13 protein-coding genes are annotated in these 18,490 nt (G+C 65.8%); 2 read left to right on the top strand and 11 right to left on the bottom strand.

Going from position 1 to position 18,490, the window contains the following annotated elements; translation table 11 throughout:
• Positions 1-5: 5 nt before the first annotated feature.
• The 9 genes from H2037_RS05305 to H2037_RS05265 all read right to left on the bottom strand — a co-directional run bounded on the left by H2037_RS05305 (position 6) and on the right by H2037_RS05265 (position 13,842).
• Positions 6-632, bottom strand: coding sequence for a TetR/AcrR family transcriptional regulator (locus tag H2037_RS05305; protein ID WP_292118678.1), 627 nt, complete (start codon positions 630-632; stop codon positions 6-8).
• Between the two features lie 162 nt (positions 633-794).
• Positions 795-2,207, bottom strand: a complete 1,413-nt coding sequence (locus H2037_RS05300) for an arabinogalactan endo-1,4-beta-galactosidase (RefSeq protein ID WP_292118675.1) — start codon at positions 2,205-2,207, stop codon at positions 795-797.
• Between the two features lie 33 nt (positions 2,208-2,240).
• Positions 2,241-4,856 carry a TonB-dependent receptor gene (locus H2037_RS05295; RefSeq protein WP_292118671.1) on the bottom strand — a complete coding sequence of 872 codons (2,616 nt, stop codon included), beginning with the start codon at positions 4,854-4,856 and terminating at the stop codon, positions 2,241-2,243.
• Positions 4,857-4,885: 29 nt separating this feature from the next.
• Positions 4,886-7,402, bottom strand: coding sequence for a beta-galactosidase GalA (galA, locus tag H2037_RS05290; protein ID WP_292118669.1), 2,517 nt, complete (start codon positions 7,400-7,402; stop codon positions 4,886-4,888).
• 160 nt (positions 7,403-7,562) lie between these two features.
• A complete protein-coding gene (locus H2037_RS05285; protein WP_292118667.1) occupies positions 7,563-9,638 on the bottom strand; it encodes a TonB-dependent siderophore receptor in 2,076 nt (691 codons plus the stop codon).
• Between the two features lie 118 nt (positions 9,639-9,756).
• Positions 9,757-11,277, bottom strand: coding sequence for a PepSY-associated TM helix domain-containing protein (locus H2037_RS05280; RefSeq protein ID WP_292118663.1), 1,521 nt, complete (start codon positions 11,275-11,277; stop codon positions 9,757-9,759).
• A gap of 1 nt (position 11,278) precedes the next feature.
• Positions 11,279-11,842, bottom strand: coding sequence for a hypothetical protein (locus tag H2037_RS05275; RefSeq protein ID WP_292118661.1), 564 nt, complete (start codon positions 11,840-11,842; stop codon positions 11,279-11,281).
• 217 nt (positions 11,843-12,059) lie between these two features.
• On the bottom strand, positions 12,060-12,857 hold the full coding sequence (locus H2037_RS05270) for a sulfite exporter TauE/SafE family protein (protein WP_292118659.1): 798 nt from the start codon (positions 12,855-12,857) through the stop codon (positions 12,060-12,062).
• Positions 12,858-12,900: 43 nt separating this feature from the next.
• The gene (locus H2037_RS05265) at positions 12,901-13,842 is read right to left on the bottom strand and encodes an MBL fold metallo-hydrolase (protein ID WP_292118656.1); all 942 of its coding nucleotides are present in this window, start codon (positions 13,840-13,842) and stop codon (positions 12,901-12,903) included.
• A 122-nt stretch (positions 13,843-13,964) separates the two neighbouring features.
• Here H2037_RS05265 and H2037_RS05260 point away from each other — a divergent pair, with 122 nt between their 5' ends.
• Together H2037_RS05260 and H2037_RS05255 are read left to right on the top strand one after the other, a co-directional pair.
• Positions 13,965-14,606: a peroxiredoxin gene (locus H2037_RS05260; RefSeq protein ID WP_292118654.1), complete on the top strand. Its 642-nt coding sequence runs from the start codon at positions 13,965-13,967 to the stop codon at positions 14,604-14,606.
• Positions 14,603-15,019, top strand: coding sequence for a metalloregulator ArsR/SmtB family transcription factor (locus H2037_RS05255; RefSeq protein ID WP_292118653.1), 417 nt, complete (start codon positions 14,603-14,605; stop codon positions 15,017-15,019). The genes H2037_RS05260 and H2037_RS05255 overlap by 4 nt, the downstream gene beginning before the upstream one ends.
• On the opposite strand, the gene H2037_RS05250 is transcribed toward H2037_RS05255, so the two are convergent.
• Both H2037_RS05250 and H2037_RS05245 read right to left on the bottom strand, forming a co-directional pair.
• The gene (locus H2037_RS05250) at positions 15,003-15,299 is read right to left on the bottom strand and encodes a metalloregulator ArsR/SmtB family transcription factor (protein ID WP_292118651.1); all 297 of its coding nucleotides are present in this window, start codon (positions 15,297-15,299) and stop codon (positions 15,003-15,005) included. The two genes, H2037_RS05255 and H2037_RS05250, sit on opposite strands and share 17 nt — an antisense overlap.
• A complete protein-coding gene (locus H2037_RS05245; RefSeq protein ID WP_292118649.1) occupies positions 15,283-18,486 on the bottom strand; it encodes an efflux RND transporter permease subunit in 3,204 nt (1,067 codons plus the stop codon). The genes H2037_RS05250 and H2037_RS05245 overlap by 17 nt, the downstream gene beginning before the upstream one ends.
• Positions 18,487-18,490 lie beyond the last annotated feature (4 nt).

The following is an 18,490-nucleotide window of genomic DNA, read 5'->3' as shown; positions in this document are numbered from 1 at the left end:
GGCCTCTATCGCCCTGTCGTCAGCTTGACGATGATGATGGCGGCCGTGTCGAGAATGGCTTCCGGCGTGTCGGCGCGGCGCAGCAGGTCGAAGCTGGCGGCCGTCGATTCCGCGATGGAGGCGATCTGGTAGGAGGCCAGGCGGGGGTTGTAGTCTTTCGGATGCAGTCCGGCCGCGTGGGACTGGGCGACGCGGCGTTCGATGGCCAGGTGCAGGCGACGCAGGCGGCGGACCCGGCTCTCGACGAAGGCGCCATCGCCGTTGTCAGCCAGCATGTGCTCGACCCGCAGGACTTGGCCGTGGTCGCGCCAGATGGCCATGACGTCGAGGATGAAGGCGCGGGCGATGGCGAAGGCCTTGTCGCCGGGCCAGTCGGCCTGGAAATGGGCGGTGAGGCCCTGGAAATCGGTCGCCGCCGTCTCGCACAGGGCCAGAACCGGTTCCTCGACCGTCTTGAAGTAGGTGTAGAAGTTCGACGGAGACACGCCCGCGGCCGAGGCCAGGTCGGCGACGCGGATTTCACCGTAATGTCGCTCGTTCAGCAGGGTGCGGGTCGCGTCGAGGATGGCCTGGCGCGTGCGGCCGCCGCGCACGCCGATCTTGTGCCCCAGCTTGTTGGTCGTGTCGGCCATATCCTCGATGGTCGGTAAGGACGGCCGCGATCACGAATATCACGTCCGCCGCGTCAGTCTAGAAAATCGAAACTTCGTCGGGAGATGGCAATATTATTGCACAGCTCGCGAAAAAGCCAGTAGGCACGGGCGTTTAATCCCAAGGCAGACACGCCGCGTCTATTACCGATCGATCGTATAGGCTGCTGTCAGGCCCTCCGATTCGACTTTCGTCTCGATCAGGTCGCCGGAGCCGATCACGCCCTTGTCGAAGGGGCGTCGATCATAGACCTGGAAACGCACGGTCGAGTCGGGCCGCAGGGTCGTGTCAAACCGATAGAGGGTTGGATCCGACGGATCGGGCGACAGTCGGACGATCATGTCATTTGAGCCCAGGAAATCGCCCCACAGCCACAGCGGGCCGGTCGCGCCCTGAGGCCGCTGGACGGTCAGGGTGACCGGAGCGGGCTCCTGATAGACCTCCTGGGCGAATGAGGCGGCCGGCGTCGGCTCATTGCCCCGACGCCAGTCGAAATAGGTCGCGTTTTCCCAGTTCGATCCCTGGCCCCAGCGGGTCGAGCAGGGGGTCGAGACCCAGGCGGGCTCCCAGTAGACGACGCCGACGCCGCCGGCGAACTTCACCCTCTGGGTCAGGTCGTGCATGTACTGGCGCTGGCCCTCGTAGGTGGCCGGATAGCCGGGCAGCAGCGAGTCTTCGCCCAGCAGATTGGGCGAGTCGTCGGCCGAGTCCGTCGTGAACGGATAGGCGGTCTCGACCACCACGACCTCGGCCGGATAACGGTGGCGCAGGCGGTTGATGGTCTGCTCCAGCCCGTCCAGACCCTGGGTCGACCATTTGCGATAATAGCTGACGCCGATCAGGTCGAAGTCGGTGACTCCGTGTTTCCAGGCGTCGGCGAACCAGGGTTCGACATTCTCCGGCTGCGCGATGTGCAGCATGACCAGGGGCTGGATGCTGGCCTGGGCGCCCGCGTCACGCACAGCCTTGATCCCGGCGTTGAACAGGGCGGCGTTGCGCTCCCAGTCGATGCCCGGCCGGGTAGTCTTCCAGTCAAGCTCGCCCATCATTTCGGGATTGGTCTCGTTGCCGACCTGAACCTGGTCCGGCATCAGCCCCTCGGCGTCCAGGGCGCGCAGGGTCTCGAACGTATAGTCGTAGACGGCTTTCGACAGGGCCGGGGTGTCGTCGCGGATCGAGCGCCAGGCCTTTGGCACGATCTGCTTGTCGCCGTCGGCCCAGTCGTCGGAATAGTGGAAGTCGAGCAGGACCTCCATGCCAGCCGCCCGGGCGCGACGGATGGTTTCCCGCACGTCGTCCAGATCGCTGTAGTCGGTCCATTCGGCGTCGTTCCAGATCCGCACCCGCACCAGATTGGTCCCGAGCTCGGCGAACAGGGCGTAGGGATCGCGGGCCTGGCCGTCCTTGCGATAGATCGCGCCGCAATCCTCCATCTCGTTCACATAGGACAGGTCGGCGCCGAAATAGAAGGGCGTCGGCCGGACCGCCTGCTGGGCTTGCGCGGGCAAGGCCAGCAGGGCGGCGAAGGCGGGAAGGAGGAGGCGGCGGATCTTCATGAGCAATTCCGTGTATGCGAGGCGCGGTGCGGATCAGTAGCGGAAGGTGGCGTCCAGGCTAAACCGGCGGCCGAAGCGGGTTTCGCTGGCCAGACGGTTCTCGTCGTTGTCGTAGTAGGTCCGGACTTCTTCGTCGGTCAGATTGCTGGCCTGGAAGCGCACGCCGAGGTTCGAAGTCACCTGGTAGGAGGCGCTGAAGTCCAGGGTGGCTTCGCTATCCAGCGTCCGCAGCGCGGACCCGTCCCAGCCGCTGATGACGGTGAAGGGGCTGTGGTACTTGTAGCCGAGACGGCTTTCGAACTTGCCGTCGGAGTACCAGAGATCGACCGTCGCCGTTTCCTGGGCCAGGCCAGTGGACTCCAGTGGATTATTGGCCGGCGAGAACTCCTTCACGTCGGAATCGACATAGGCGAAGTTGGCGTAGATGCCGAAGTTCTCAAGGGCCGGAACGAAGCGGAACGGAGTCTGGAAGGTCAGCTCGATCCCGCTGATGCCGCCGCCGTCGCCGTTGAACGGACCGGTGACGTTATAGGTCACGCCGTCGATGGTGACCGGCTGGGTGAAGTAGCCGATGTGTGTCTCGACATCCTTGTAGTAGGCGGCGGCCGCGAACAGGGCTTCGGGCGCGAAATACCACTCGTAGGACAGGTCGACCTGGTTGGCGATATAGGGCTTCAGCAGCGGGTTGCCGGCCGATCCCGACGGCGGCGGGGTGGTGTTGTACAGCGTCCGGCCTGCGCGCAATTCATCCAGCGGCGGACGCGCCATCGTCCGGGCCAGACCGAACCGCAGCTGCCGGTTCTCGGCGAGGGCGAAGGTCAGGTTCAGGCTGGGCAGCAGTTGGAAATAGTCGTTGTCGATCGAGATTGGCGTCAGTTCGCCGCTGTTGACCGATTCATAGCCTTCGCTGGTGGTCTCGGTCTGAACCGCGCGCATGCCGACATTGCCGGTGACGGGCAGGCCGGCGAAGTCGCCGGCAAAGTCGACCTTCACATAGGCCTCGAAGACCGTCTCGTCGACCGACCACCCGGAAGCTTCGTCCACCGCATCGGCGGGCTGGACGAAGCCGCCGTAGGCCGCCTGGGCCAAGGCGTTGAAGTCGCCGTTCAGGAAGGCCGGGGTGTCCAAGTCGGAGACCGTGAAACTGCTCAGCAACTCGGCCGGAAGCGTGGCGACGATCGGCGCTTGGGTCCAGAACACCCGTTCGTAGGCCTTCGAGCGATCGGAGAGGCGGGCGCCGAACGAGACCTCGGTCACGCCCGTCTCGCCGCCATAGTGCGACACGTCGAACTGAGCCGACGTCAGTTCGTCGGTCAGCTTGCCGCCGTCCGCCTGGCCCGGGACATAGTCATAGAGCGGCTGATAGCTGGGGTCGGACGTATCATAGCTGGCGAAAGCCGACGGCGTCTGGCCCGGCGTCATGTCGACGCCTGCTAGGTCCGGATAGTGTTCGGTGAAGATGGCGCGCCACAGGTTCTCGCGCTCGGCCTTCGAATAGGCGACGTCGCCGCTCACGGTCCAGGGGCCCGACGTCCACTTGCCGTTCAGGCCAGTGGCCAGCAGCGTCTTGTCTTCGGTGTATTTGGCGATGACGTTGGTGACCGAGGCGTAGGGCAGGGTCGCCGCCACCACCGTGCCGTCGATGATAGTGTAGGAGGCCGCCGGATCGCCGTAGGCCCAGGCGGATGAGCCGTCCCAGTTTCCATAGGCGCCGTTGTTGCCGTACCAGATCTGGTTCTGGTCCTCGTCGATCTCGATCTTCGAATAGAGGGCGTCCAGGTTCAGTTCGAACTGGTCGGACGGCTTCCACTGCAGGGCGCCGTTGACGCCGTTACGGGTCTCGGTCAGGCGTTTGACCTGGCTCTGGGCGCCCCAGAAGGTCGCGTCCAGATCGCCGTCGCCGTCGACGTCGCCGGGCGTGCCGCCGGTGTTCTCATCGTTCCAGCCCCAGCCCTCGAAGGTCGAATAGCCGTTCTTCTGTTCCTGATGGGTCACGCCGATGTTGACGCCGAGCGTGTCGGTGATCGGATGGGTGACGCTGGCGCTGAAGCGATAGCCCAGCGGATCATAGTCAGGCAGGTCGTCGCCCGCGTCGTAGTAGACCGCGCCGGCCGTGCCGACGAAGGCCGGGCCGCGATAGTCCAGCGGGCGGATGGTGCGGATGTTGATGGTGCCCGCGATGCCGCCGGAAATCAGGTCGGCGGACTGGGACTTGTAGACCTCGACGCCCGATACTACCTCGGACGGATAGATTTCCCAGCGGACGTTGCGGTCCGGCTCAGACGAGGCGACTTCGCGACCATTGACGAGGCCCAGCACCAGACGCGGGCCCAGGCCGCGGATCGAGGCCTGGCTCTGGTTGCCGCGATCGCGCGTGCCGTTGACGCCGGGCAGGCGCACCAGTTCCTCGGCGATGGTTACGTTCGGCAGCTGGCCGATGTCCTCAGACGAGATGGCCTCGACCACAAGGTCGGACCGGCGCTTGACCGCGATCGCGTCGCGCAGCGAGGCGCGGATGCCGGTGACGACGACTTCGTCCACCGTGGCCGCGTCGTCGGCGGGCGCCTCCTGGGCCCAGACAGGCGCGGCGGCGAGAAGGGCGGCCAGGGAAACGCTGGCTGCGGCGATGGTCTTGCGATTGGCGGTCATGAGAACCTCCCCCTGTGCTCGCCTGATTTTCAGGTCGATTGTTTGGTTGTGCGGGCGTCGAGTCGAAGGACGGCGGGCCGCAGCCCGTCCGCCTGGGCGGTGATGGTGATCGGGCCGCCGCGGCGACCGGCCTGGACGATGGCCTGGGCCAGTCCGTTGAACAGATGTCGGCGGTCGCTGCGGTCCGGTTCGTGGCTGACGGGATCGCCGTTGCCGACGCCGATGACCCGGGCGTCGCCGGCCACCTCGAAGACCACCAGATCGCCGGCGCGCGGGCAGGGGCGGCCACGGGCGTCGACGACGCTGGCGGCGATCATGGCCACGTCCTCGCCGTCGGCCGTCAAACGGTCCCGATCGACTGAAAGCCGCAGGGCGGCGGGCGGTCCGGCGGTCTCGCGCCGTTGGGTGGCGACCCGCCGACCGTTCTTGAACCCGCGCGCTTCGATCACGCCGGGCGCATAGGGGACCGTCCAGGCCAGGTGGCGGTTGCGAACCACGTCCTTGACCCCAACCGAGCGCCCGTTGACCAGCAGTTCGACGCGGTCGAGATTGGAATGGACCCAAACCTCGATATCCTCGCCTTCACGGCCTTCCCAGTTCCAGTGCGGGAACAGGTGCAGCAGCGGCTCCGGCCGCCACCAGGCGCGGTAATACCAGTAATTGTCCTTCGGGAAGCCGCAGGAATCCATGGCGCCGAAGTATGAGCCGACGCTAGGCCAGCGGTTGTAGGGCGTCGGTTCGCCGCGATAGTCGAAGCCGGTCCAGATGAAGCCGCCAGCGATATAGGGACGGTCCGCCGCGATGGTCCACCAGTCCTCGGCGGTCGAGGCCCACCAGGGATGTTCGCGGTCATATGCGGGGACGATGTGGCGGGCGGGGTCCAGCACATATTCGCCGCGCGTGGTCACCGTGCTGCCGGTCTCGCTGCCCAGGATCGGCTGGTCTGGGAATCGAGCGTGATAGGCCTCCATCTGCGGCGTGCGATAGTTGAAGCCCAGCACGTCGACCACGCGCGACACCCCGGTGTCGAAATCCTGATCCTTGGCGGCGGTGATGGGGCGGGACGGGTCCAGCCGGTTGACCAGCCGCTTCATGGTGCGGGCGATCGCCGCACCGGTCTCATTGCCCTGGATCGCCTGTTCCTCATTACCGATCGACCAGGCGATGACCGAGGGCCGGTTGCGGTCGCGGCGGACCAGGGTCGCCAGTTCCGCCATCGACTCCTCGTCCGACGACATCCGCCGCGTCTCGGCGATGACCAGCATCCCCAGCCTGTCGCAGGCGTCCATCAGTTCGGGCGTCGCGGGATTGTGCGAGGCGCGATAGGCGTTGCAGCCCATGGCCTTAAGCTGTTCGACACGCCAGGCCTGCAGCCGGTCGGGAATGGCGGCGCCGACGCCGGCGTGATCCTGGTGGCAACAGGCGCCCAGCAGTTTCAGCGGCTGCCCGTTGAGCAGGAAACCCCGCTGTGGGTCGAATACGGCTGACCGGACCCCGAACGGCGTCTCGGTCCGGTCCGTCACCCGGCCATCAGCTTCTACCTCGACGACGAGGCGATGAAGGCGAGGGTCGGACGGCGACCAGAGCGGAGCGGCGTCCCAGGCCAGGTCCTGTTCCACCGCGTCCTCGCTCCAGGCCGGCAGAGTCAACGGGGTCTCGCGCCGGGCCATTTCCAGACCGTTCGGCGCCAGGACGACGGCGCGGATCAGGGCGTGGCGCGGCTGATCCGACTGGTTGCGGGCCTCGATCTGGATCTTGGCGGCGGCGCCCGCGTCGCGCGGCGCGGCCTGGATGAAGACGCCGTGCGGGGGGACGTGCACCGGGTCGGTCGCCGTCAGCCACACATGGCGATACAGGCCCGCGCCTTCGTAGAACCACCCTTCGCCCAGGCTCGCATCGACCCTCACGACCAGCCAGTTGGTCTCGCCGGGTCGGGCGACGTCGGTGATGTCCACCGAGAAGGGCGAATAGCCGCCCGCATGTTCGTCGACGATGATGCCGTTCAGGAAGACCACGACCTCGCGAAAGGCCCCGTCGAACTCCAGGCTCAGCCGGCGCCCGGCCCAGTCGGCCGGGATGTCCAGCGGGCGACGATACCAGCCGACGCTGTTCTCGGGGTGGTCGCGCCCCAGGGCGTGATAGCCGTGCGCCGCACGCGGATCTTCTTGGTCGGGCCCGAAGCCGCCGGGGCCGGGATCATAGGGTAGGTCGATGGCCCAATCGTGGGGGATCTGGACAGACCGCCAGGAGGTATCGTCGAAACCGGCCAGGGCGGCCACAGCGATGGGCGTTGACTCTGAGCCGCCGGTCTTGGCGTAGGTGCGTTGATCGCGGCCGAAGCCGAAGTCCTTTTCGACGTCGGCCGCGTGGCCAAGTGCGAACTTCCAGTCGAAGGCCAGCTTGACGCTCTGGCGCGGCCCGGCGTTCGGGTCCGAGGCCGTGTCAGCCCGGGTAGGGCCCGCGAGGGCGGACGCCACGGCGACCCCGCCCGCACCCTGCAGCAGGACACGGCGATCGACGGTGAAACCTGAATCCTTGCGCTCCAACGCCGCGCCTCCCTGAAACCCTGGGGCCTGTGGCCGGCCCCTTGGGTCGCAGAAAACGGGCGCCGGCTCGTTCTGTCAATGAAATAATTTTCATATGCGATATGAAGGCGGCGAATTTCATGCCGCCTTCGCGCCCGCAGGCGCTCCGCGAACCCGGCCCTTAGAAGCGATAATCCAGGGTCAGCATGACGCTGCGGGGCGGGGCGTAGAAGGCTTGGCTCCACTGCAGGCTGCCATAGTAGGCTTCGTCGAACAGGTTCTTGGCGTTGATGGTGGCGCGGACGTGCTCGGTCAGATCCACCCCTGCCAGCAGATCGACCACGGCGTAGGCGTCCTGGGTCACGGTCACGCCCAGGTCGGTCGTGGAGATGTCGCTCTGCCAGCGCACTGCGCCTCCGAACGTCAGATTGGCGTACTGGGGCAGGGTGTAGGTCGTGTTCAGCTTCAGGGTCCGGCGCGGCACATACAACCGCGTGTCGGCGCCGTCGCCGTCCTCTATCGACAGGTCGGTGAAGCCGCCGCCGATGGTCCAGGCGGGGGTGATCCGACCCGCGACCTCGAACTCGTAGCCTTCGACGATGGTGTCGACGCCGATGTAGTAGGAGTCGAGCGTGTCGGGGATGTATCCTGCGTATTCGGCCAGACCGTCCTGTTCGGACTTGAAGATCGACGCCGTGGCGTAAAGCCGGCGGTCCAGCCACTCGGTCTTCACGCCCGCCTCATAGCTGCGGCCTTCGGCGGCGGCGAGGCGGTTGCGGTCGATGTCGCTCTCGGACTGGGGGGCGAACAGGTCCGAATAGCTGGCGTAAAGCGAGACGTTGTCGTTCACGTCATAGACGACCCCGACATAGGGGCTGACCTTGTTCTCGTCCCGGTCCTGGGAGACGCTGTAGGAATAGCCGGTGGTCTTCACCTCGATGGCGTTGACGCCGACCACGGCGGTCAGGCTGTCGGAGAGGTTCAGGTGTACGGCGCCATAGGCGCGGGTCAGTCGATCTTCGATCTCTTCGGCCAGATAGGACTCGGGATAGGCGGGCTCGGCAGGGGCCACGACGTGCGCGCCCTGATAGGCCGGATAGTCGAAGAAGTCGGCGAAGGCTTCCCATTTCAGGCTGTCGTTGGTCGAGGTATTGAAGCCCAGCACGACCTGGTGGCGCCGTCCGAACAGGCCGAAATCGCCGTTGGCGATCACGTCGAACATGTCCTGCTCGATCTGTGAGGGATAGATGCCGCTCATGCCGCCGACGCCAAGCCCGGTTTCGGGATCGGGGTTGCCGTAGGCGTACAGCAGCTTGGCGTCCTCGTTGGATTCGCGATGCGTATAGACGCCCTTGATCGTCCAGCCGTTGTCGAAGCCATAGGACAGTTCGCCGAAACCGATGTCGTGGTGGGTGTCCCAATAGGTCCAGGGCGCGCCCGTCGTTTCCGAAGGATCGTAGTCGATTGGCGTCCCGTCCGAATAGACCAGCGGCAGGGCGCCCCAGTTCACGCCCGTCGCCAGATTGTCCTGGCGCGAGAAGCCGGCGGTGGCGTTCAGCTTGGGCGTCACGTCCCAGGTCAGGACGCCGTAATAGACGTTCCGGTTGACGCCGTAATAGTTGAGGTAGGAGTCGCTGTCGGTGTTGGCGTAGACTACCCGGCCGCGCACAGTTCCGTCCTCGGTCAGCGGACCGGACACGTCGGCGGTCAGGCGCATATTGTCCCACGTGCCGTAACCCGCCGAGGCCGAGGCCTGGAAATCCTGCGTCGGGCGTTTGCGGATGTAGTTGATGGTCGCCGAGGGATTGCCGGTGCCCGTCATCAGGCCGTTGGCGCCGCGGACAGCCTCGACACGGTCATAAATGGCGACGTCCAGGGCGCCCGCCTGAAGGCCCCAGTCCAGAGGTTGCCCGACGCCGTCGACCTGGAAGTTCACCACGTCGAAGCCGCGCGAATTGTAATAGGTCCGATCCGTCTCGACCGCCTCGACATTGATCCCCGGCAGCGTCGCCAGCAGCTGGTTCACGTCGGTCAGATTGAACTGTTTGATCTGGGCGGCGCCCACCACGGTCACCGACTGCGGCGTCTCGCGCAACGACAGGTCAAGGCCGGTGGCGCCGGCGGATTCGCGGATCACCCGCTTGCCCATGACCACGACTTCGCTGAGCTCGGATTCGCTGTCTTGGGCACTGGCGGGAGCAGCCGCCGTGGCAAGCAGGGAAACCGAGGCGGTGGCGAGGAGGAGGGATCGGAGCATGGCGGGCGTCTCGCGAAGTACAAATGATAATGCATCGCATTATTGGAAGATACGCGAGGTGGTCAATGCTTCGCCGTAGGGGAAGAACGGTTCGCAATGGGCTGTGGCTGGAAAGCCGCTATTCCGCCGGTACGGCGCGCCCCATACGCAGGCTGGGCCATCCCCGAACCGCCGTCGCCGCGAGCAGGAAGCCGATCAGGGCGAGCGGAATGTTCAGTTGCAAGGCCGCCGTCGTGGTCGAGCCGTGAACAAGAAGATGGCTGACCGGCATCGCCGTCACCGAGAAACCCAGGACCAGTCGCATCAGGCGCGACGCGGCGGGGGCGGGCGCGTCGCTGAACCGCATGCTGATCAGCGACGCCGCGCCGAGGAAGACCATCTGGCTCCAGAATAGGGCCACGGGATCAAGGCCCGTCGGCATGGAGATCGCGAAGGTCAGCGCGATGCCGGCCGGCGCTCCATAGACCAGGGCGATCCACAGTCGGTGCAAGGCGGGGCGCGGACGCCCCTTGCCCGCGGACTTGATCAGCCAGATGTCCATGCCCGCGGCGATCATCACGGTGAGAGCCAGGCCGAGCAGGGCATAGATGAGCTTTACCGGCTGGCCGCCGAAGTCGCCGAAATGCAGGCTGTAGAGGCTGGCCGCGACCTGACGCCCGGCGGGACCGTCCGACATATTATGGCTGCCGACGAGGTCGCCGGCCGCATTGAACCGCCAGGTTTCGCCATAGACCAGCCGATGCGGCGGCTTGGTCGTGATCTCGATGGATTCCTGTGGCGTTCCGACTTGATGAATGGCGATGAAACTGATCGGCTGATCGGGCTGGGCCGCCCTCATTTGCCGGATGGCGTTGAGGATCGCCGGGTCCCCCTGTAGCGCCTGTCCGCCCGTAGCCGCCTCGATCTCGGCCTGGGAGCCGAAGATCGGCTCATAGGCCTTCAGCGGATTCCCGTCATAGGCGAGCATTCCCAGGGCCAGGGCTACAAGCTGGGCCAGGCCGATCATGGTTCCGGTCAGGGTGATGGCCAGTGCGAAGGGCAGGGTCCAGGTGCCCAGCCGGTTGTGGACATCGACGCGCGGCAACTGCCCCTGTTTGCGCGGTCTGAGCGAAAAAGCCTCGCGGAACATCTTGGGATGCGACAGGGCTCCGCCGATCAGCAGCGCCATCATCCCCACGCCGAAGACGCAGACGACGATCATGCCGAAGGTCTCCGGCAGATGCAGATAGTAGTGAAGCTCGGTCAGGAAATGCGTCAGATCGTGACGCGCGTCGCCCGCATAGCGGCCGGCGGCGTCATAGGCCCGCGCCTCGTGGCCATATCCGCCGATCAGGCGCGGCATGGCCTCGCTGGGCATGCCCACATAAAGATCGGTGTCCAGCGGCCCCCGGTGTGGATCGGCCAGCATGGCGCGGCGGCCGTCGGCGACCGCCAGGGCGGCGGCCTGCGGCGTCACGACGCTGAACTCCGGCAGATTGGGCTGCTCCCAGCGCTCGAACTCGACATAATAGACCCCGATCCAGCCGGTCAGGCAGATCAGGTAGAGGACGCCGGCCAGGGCGAGCCCCAGTATCTTGTGTCCTTCGAGCAGGCGGCGGACGAAACCGGCGGACGACTTGGGCCAGATCGGACGGGTCATTCTAAAGCCCCAGACCGACCGGAACGGCCGCAGTCAGACCGACCAGAGCGATCAGGCAGAGCGTACGCCACGGCCGCGCGGCGCTGAGCCCCCAGACCTGAAGGGCCGCGAACGACACTAGGAAACAGACCACCGCCCAGACGAAACGGTTCGAATCGTGCCCCGGCGCCCAGACCCAGGCCAGAAGACCCAGGGTCATGCCGACGACAGGCGCCGCCAGGACCGCCGCGAGCGCGCGCGCCGCCGCACCCGACCATGACCTTGATCCCGACGCCGGGCGTTCCGAAGGCGCAGACCGGACAGTGGGAAATCTCGCCAGGGTCTTCAGGTCGGCGCCTCTCAGCACAAGGCCAAGTCCCGTTAGCGTCATCACCAGGATGGCGAACGGTACGCCGACATCGGGCTTGTAGGCCGCCCCCCACATCAGGATCGACCCCGCGATACCGATCCAGGCTGAGGCCACCAGGGCCGGAAGGCGGATGTCGCCTCGCCATTTGAGGTAAAGCAAGGTCACGGCGGCGACGCCGGTCAGCGACCCCAGCAGGGCGAGGAGTATCGGTTGCATCCGCGACTCCTACCAAGAACTACGCTCAGGACAAGAGTATTGCGACGCATTTGCATAAAAGGTCCGCAAGATCCTTTTACGTTACGCTGCCAGCCCGTATCGCCGGATCGACCCTCAAACGTTTGCACCGAGCGCGCACCGGAGGGTGGCGAGGGTCAAAGGTGAAGAGGGCGGCAAGGCAGACGGGGATTGAAGGGGGGCGCGCCGTTTCGCCGCCCTAGAGGACCGTTTCAAAGAGATGGCCGATACCAACGGTCAGGCCTGATCGTGAAAGCATATAGAAGGCGACGACGAAGATCAGCATGGCGAAAATGGTGTTCAGAACACCCTTATGACCCGACAGCGCTTTTGCCAGGCGTGCGCCCAGCAGGCCGCCCAAAACTCCGCCGCCGATGAAGACGGCGGCCAGGGGCCAGTCGATCCAGCCATCCAGGGCGTAATTGAACGCCGTCGTCACGCCGACCAGCGACGAACCGACGGCGTAGTAGATCGGCATGCGGGTGGAGAACATCAGGCTGGGCGTGATCAGGAAGCCGCCGCCGATCCCGAAGAAGCCGGACATGACCCCTGTCAGGACGCCGGTTCCCAGGAGTTTAGGCGCGTTGCTTCGGGTCAGAACCACGTCGGGATCGCCCTCGGCCGAGCGGCCTCTCAGCATCAGTACGCCGACCCCCAGCATCAGGACGGCGAACAGCGACAGCAGCTTCTGACCGTCCACGGCCTTGCCGAGTGTCGAACCCAGAAAGGCTCCGAGGACGCCCGCGACAGAGAACAGGCCCGCGATCTTCCATTTCACGGCCCCGTGCCGGGCGTGGTTCAACAGGTTGGCGAAGGCGTTTGCGGCGACGGCGAATGCGCTGGTGCCGATCGCCAGGTGAGGCTCCTTGATGCCCACCAGATAGACCATCAGCGGCACGGCCAGGATCGACCCGCCGCCGCCGACCAGGCCTAGCGAGAAGCCGACCAGCGACCCGGCGCCGGCTCCGAGACCATATTGGGCGAGTGTCAGCTCCATCAGGATTTTATCTTGGGCGCCGCGGGGATCGTCGGTAGGCCCGTCAAAACTGGTTGACCGGTACCTTCAGATAACTGACGCCGTTGTCCTCGGGCGCGGGCAGGCGGCCGCCGTTCATGTTCACCTGGACCGAGGGCAGGATGAGGCGGGGCATGGCCAGGGCGGCGTCGCGCTGGGTGCGCATGGCCACGAACTCGTCTTCGGATATCCCGTCTCGTACATGGACATTGCCTGCGCGCTGGGCGCCGATCGTGGTCTCCCAGGCGTATTCCGTCCGGCCGGGCGGCGCCTTGTAGTCGTGGCACAGGAAGACGCGCGCCGCATCCGGCAGAGACGTCAGGCGATGGATCGACCGGTACAGGGTGCGGGCGTCGCCGCCGGGAAAGTCGCAGCGGGCAGTGCCGTAATCCGGCATGAACATCGTGTCGCCGGGAAAGACCGCATCGCCGATCACATAGGCCAGACAGGCCGGCGTGTGGCCGGGCACATGCAGCGCCGTGGCCTCGAGCCCGCCGATCTGGAAGCGGTCGCCGTCGCTGAAAAGCAGGTCGAACTGGCTGCCGTCGCGGCGGAACGCGGTCCCCTCGTTGAAGATTTTGCCGAACACCTGCTGAACGGTGAGGATTTCGTGGCCGATCGCCAACTGGCCGCCGAGTTGTTCCTGGAGATAGGGGGCGGCGGACAGGTGGTCGGCGTGGGCATGTGTCTCCAGCAGCCATTGCACCACGAGACCTTCCGATTTCACGTAATCGATCAGGGCGTCAGCCGAGACGGTGGAGGTGCGGCCGGATGCGGGATCATAGTCCAGAACGCTGTCGATGACGGCGCAGACGGTGGACTCGGGATCGCGGACCACATGACTTACGGTGAACGTTGATTCATCAAAGAAGGACCGGATAACCGAGCGATCGGCGGGAGAGTTCAGGGCCTTGTTGATGATCGCCGCCGCATGGTTCTGGGCGAGATTCCGAGTAGAGGTCGGCATGGCGTAAATCCCTCTTGATTGGATCTATTACATATATTTTTTCATATATCGTGCAAGTGTGTATTTTGGGCGTGGCGTTCCGTCGCGACCCGGTTTAGCCATGCGTCATGGATGACAGCTCAATGACCGAAAATCCGACGACCCGCCCCCTGCGGATCAATGATCGCGCGCCGGACTTTTCGGCGCGCACCACACAGGGTCAGAAGCGCCTCAGCGATTACCGCGGCCGCTGGCTGGTTCTGTTTTCCCATCCGGCCGATTTCACGCCGGTCTGCACGAGCGAGTTTATCGGCCTGGCCCGGCGGCAGGCGGACTTCTCGGCGATCGGGTGCGATCTGATGGCCCTGTCGGTGGACAGTCTCTATTCGCACCTGGCCTGGTTGAAGGACATTCACGATCGGCTGGGCGTCAAGGTCGAGTTTCCGATCATCGAGGATCCGTCGATGGTGATCGGCCAGGCCTTCGGCATGCTGGACCCCGCTTCGCCGGACAGCGCCACGGTGAGGGCGACCTTCGTGATCGACCCCCAGGGCGTGATCCGGGCCCTCAGCTGGTATCCGATGACGGTCGGTCGATCGGTCGCCGAACTGCTGCGGCTGGTTCAGGCCCTGCAGGCGTCCGATCGCGAGGGCGCCTCCACGCCGGAAGGCTGGAGCGAAGGGCAGGCCCTGCTGGAGCCCGCCGCAGTCGACCTGGATTCGACGCTTGTGGACGGGGCGCTCGCGGACGGGGAGCTCTGGTACTATCGGGAGCGTCGGAAATGAGCCCCGTCGACCCGGCGGTCATGGAGCAGTTGAAGGAAAAGGCGCCCCAGGCGGCGGATCTGCTGCGTCAGCTCGCCAACGCCAACCGGTTGCTGATCCTCTGCCACATCTCGCAGGAAGAACGGTCGGTGGGGCAGTTGGAACAGGACCTCGGCATCCGCCAGCCCGGGCTGTCCCAGCAACTGGGCGAACTGCGTCAGTCCGGACTGGTGAAGACCCGTCGCGAGTCGCGCTCGATCTATTATTCCATCGCCGATGACCGCGCCGAGGCCGTCATGGCGATGCTGTATGAAATCTTCTGCAAGGACGCCCGGTCGCTGACGCAGCGGCTTGCCAAGAATTCGGACGAGGCGACAATACCAAAGCGTCAGGGCGACGCCGCCCAATTCGCCAGACTCATGTCTGGGGATTGAGCGTTCGTTCCAGGCGGCGCACCTCGTCGATCAATCGATCGACACCGGTCGCGAGGGCGTATTCTCGCCAGGTCGAGCGTTTCCGGCACGAGACGAGGCCGCTGGCCCGCAGGCGGTGCAGGTGCTGCGAAACGCTCGACTGAGCTTCGCCAGTCATCTCCACCAAGGGTCCGACGACACAGGATCCCTCGGCCAGTCTGGTGAGTATCATCCACCGCACCGGACTGGCCATGGCCTTCAGGAGATCGACGCTGGCTTGTGGATCAGCTGGGGTGGTCATCGCGCAGCACCACATAGATCGCGGGGATCACCAGAACGGTCAGAAGCGTGGAAGAGGCGAGGCCGAACAGCAGGCTGATGGCCAGGCCCTGGAAGATGGGATCGAACAGGATCACGGCCGCGCCGATCATCGCCGCCAGCGCGGTCAGGACGATGGGTTTGAACCGGATGGCCCCGGCCTCGAGCAAGGTTTCGCGCAGCGATTTGTCCTCGGTCGTGCTGTGCCGGATGAAATCCACCAGCAGGATGGAATTCCTGACGATGATCCCCGCCAGGGCGATGAAGCCGATCATCGACGTCGCCGTGAAGGGCGCCCCGAACAGCATATGGCCGATCACGATCCCGACCAGGGTCAGGGGGATGGGCGTCAGGATGACGAGGGGCAGGCGGAAGCTTTTGAACTGCGCCACCACAAGGACGTAGATCCCCAGGATCGCCACCATGAAGGCGGCGCCCATGTCGCGGAAGGTCACCCAGGTGATCTCCCATTCGCCGTCCCACAGGATCGACGGGCGGCTTTCATCCTCGGGTTGGCCGTTCAGTCGGATTTCGGGGCGGGGCAGGGCGCCCCAGTCGGCGTTCCGCACCGCCTTGTCGACCGCCAGCATGCCGTAGATGGGGGCTTCGTACTGGCCGGCCAGTTCGGCCATCACCATGTCCACGTCCCGGCCGTCGCGACGATAGATATGGGTCGATCCCGCCTCGTTCCGAGCCGTCACCAGTTCGCCGAGAGCGACCAGACGCCCGCCTGGGCCGGCGGCGGCGACCGGTGTCGAGGCCAGGGCCTCGTCCCAGGTGCGGGCGGATTGCGGCAGTCTGACGGTGATCGCCAAGGGGTCGCGTCCCTCGCCGCGGTGGGCGTATCCGATGGTCTGTCCGCCCACCACCGCGCCGATGGAATCCAGCACATCCCGTTCGCTGGCTCCGAATCGTTCGATCTGGGTCCGATCCGGCGTCAGGCGCAGGCGCGGACGGGCGACGCCGTAGCTGTCGTCGATGTCGACGATGAAGGGCACCGACCCGAACAGCTGCTTCAGCTTGTCGGCGACCGCGCGCCGGGTCGCGGCGTCGGGGCCGTAGACCTCGGCGAGAAGCGTGGCCATGACCGGCGGTCCCGGCGGGGCTTCGACCACCTTCAGGGCCGTGCCGGCGGGAAGGGGCAGGTCGGCGAGCCGTTCGCGCAGGTCGAGCGCGATGGCGTGGCTGGCGCGTTTGCGCGCGCCCTTCGCGGCCAGGGTGATCGAGAGATCGCCCTGCTCGGGCTGGCTGCGCATGAAATAATGCCGAACCAGGCCGTTGAAATTGAACGGCGACGACGTCCCGGCATAGCTGTCGATCGCTTCGACTTCCGGGGTCCGGCGCGCCACCGCCGAGGCTTCGCCCAGAACCCGCTGGGTCTCCTCCAGGCTGGCGCCCTCGGGAAGATCCGCCACCAGCATCAGTTCCGACTTGTTGTCGAAGGGCAGCAGCTTCACCGTGACGGCCTTGAAGTAGAACATCGACATGGCCAGCAGGGTCGCCATGCCGACTACGATCAGGAAGGTCCACGCCGACCGGCGCGTCGCGATGATCCCGCCGGCGACGCGGCGATAGGCGCGCCCCAGCCAGCCCTCGTCATGTCCGTGGCTCCCGGCGTCATGGTCGCCGACCAGCGCCTTGCGGGCGAACCGGACCATGAGCCATGGCGCGATGACCATGGCGACGAAGAAGCTGAAGATCATGGCCGCCGAGGCGTTGACCGGGATGGGCGCCATATACGGTCCCATCAGGCCCGAGACGAACAACATGGGCAGGAGGGCGGCGACCACAGTCAGGGTGGCGACAACGGTGGGGTTGCCCACCTCCGCGACCGCCTCGATGGCTGCCTGGATACGGGGTCGCTCATCCTTCATGGCCCAGTGGCGTGCGATGTTCTCGATCACGACGATGGCGTCGTCGACGAGAATGCCGATCGAAAAGATCAGCGCGAACAGACTGACGCGGTTGATGGTGTAGCCCATCAGGTTGGACGCGAAGAGGGTCAGCAGGATGGTGGTGGGGATCACGACCGCCGTGACGGCGGCTTCGCGCCAGCCGATGGCGAAGCCGATCAGGGCGACGATGGAGGCCGTGGCGAGGGCGAGGTGGAACAGTAGCTCATTGGCTTTCTCGTTGGCCGTCTCGCCATAGTCGCGCGTCACGGCGACGTTCAGTCCGTCGGGCAGCAGGTCGCCCTTCAGGCTTTCAACCCGTTGCAGCACGGCCTCGGCGACCACCACGGCGTTGGCGCCTTCACGCTTGGAAATGGCCAGGGTTGCGGCCGGGGCCTCGGTCCAGCGGCCATTCGCGTCGCGCGACCAGCGCGAGACGCGCGACTGGTCGTCGGCCGGCCCGCGGGTGACCTGAGCCACGTCGCGCACGGTGACGACCCCGCCGCTCGCGGTCGGGATTTCCAGAAGCTCGATGTCGTTGACGGACGACAGGGTTCGGCCGGCGATAACCGATCGAACTCCCCCGTCCTGCCGGACATAGCCGCCCGGAAACGCGCGGTTGGCTTGACGGACCGTGTCCATCAGGCCGCCGAGCGACACGCCGTTCAACGCCAGGCGGGCCGGGTCCGGCGCGATGCGGATTTCCTCGGGCTGACCGCCGACGATGAAGGTCTGGCCGACGTCCTGAACCTTGACAACCTCGGTCTGGAGCTGGTCGGCGATGGTGCGCAGGGTGGCCTGGTCCCAGCGGTCCTGGTGCGCGGCGTCGGCCGAGAGCGTGAGGGTCAGCATCGGCACGTCGTTGATGCCCTTGGCCTTGACGATCGGCTCCGGCACGCCCTGCGGAAGCCGGTCCATGCTGGCGCGCAGCTTCTCGTGGACGCGGACCACGGCGTTGTCGGGATGGGTGCCGACCTTGAAGCGCGCGACCACCATCACCTGATCGTCGTCGGCGAAGGTGTAGACGTGATCGACGTCCGGGATCGCCTTGACGATGGCCTCCAGCGGCTTGCCGACCAGTTCGACCGCGTCCGGCGCCGCCAGGCCCGGCGCAGGCGCGATGATGTCGATCATCGGCACGCTGATCTGAGGTTCCTCTTCGCGCGGGATGCTCATCACAGCCAGCAGACCCATGGCCAAGGCCGCCATCAGGATCAGCGGCGTGAGCGGCGAACGAATGAAGGCGGAGGTCAGCCGGCCCGACAGTCCCAGGTTCATCGGA

Origin of the sequence: Brevundimonas sp., assembly GCF_013912065.1 — a bacterium.
GTDB lineage: Bacteria > Pseudomonadota > Alphaproteobacteria > Caulobacterales > Caulobacteraceae > Brevundimonas.
The sequence above is the reverse complement of the archived record's forward strand: the minus strand, read 5'-3'. Positions and strand labels throughout refer to the sequence as shown.

Excerpts from the sequence above, each read along its gene's own strand:
- H2037_RS05305 (WP_292118678.1), bottom strand. The coding sequence starts at position 632 with ATGGCCGACACGACCAACAAGCTGGGGCACAAGATCGGCGTGCGCGGC.
- H2037_RS05300 (WP_292118675.1), bottom strand. The coding sequence starts at position 2,207 with ATGAAGATCCGCCGCCTCCTCCTTCCCGCCTTCGCCGCCCTGCTGGCC.
- H2037_RS05295 (WP_292118671.1), bottom strand. The coding sequence starts at position 4,856 with ATGACCGCCAATCGCAAGACCATCGCCGCAGCCAGCGTTTCCCTGGCC.
- H2037_RS05285 (WP_292118667.1), bottom strand. The coding sequence starts at position 9,638 with ATGCTCCGATCCCTCCTCCTCGCCACCGCCTCGGTTTCCCTGCTTGCC.
- H2037_RS05280 (WP_292118663.1), bottom strand. The coding sequence starts at position 11,277 with ATGACCCGTCCGATCTGGCCCAAGTCGTCCGCCGGTTTCGTCCGCCGC.
- H2037_RS05275 (WP_292118661.1), bottom strand. The coding sequence starts at position 11,842 with ATGCAACCGATACTCCTCGCCCTGCTGGGGTCGCTGACCGGCGTCGCC.
- H2037_RS05270 (WP_292118659.1), bottom strand. The coding sequence starts at position 12,857 with ATGGAGCTGACACTCGCCCAATATGGTCTCGGAGCCGGCGCCGGGTCG.
- H2037_RS05265 (WP_292118656.1), bottom strand. The coding sequence starts at position 13,842 with ATGCCGACCTCTACTCGGAATCTCGCCCAGAACCATGCGGCGGCGATC.
- H2037_RS05260 (WP_292118654.1), top strand. The coding sequence starts at position 13,965 with ATGACCGAAAATCCGACGACCCGCCCCCTGCGGATCAATGATCGCGCG.
- H2037_RS05255 (WP_292118653.1), top strand. The coding sequence starts at position 14,603 with ATGAGCCCCGTCGACCCGGCGGTCATGGAGCAGTTGAAGGAAAAGGCG.
- H2037_RS05250 (WP_292118651.1), bottom strand. The coding sequence starts at position 15,299 with ATGACCACCCCAGCTGATCCACAAGCCAGCGTCGATCTCCTGAAGGCC.
- H2037_RS05245 (WP_292118649.1), bottom strand. The coding sequence starts at position 18,486 with ATGAACCTGGGACTGTCGGGCCGGCTGACCTCCGCCTTCATTCGTTCG.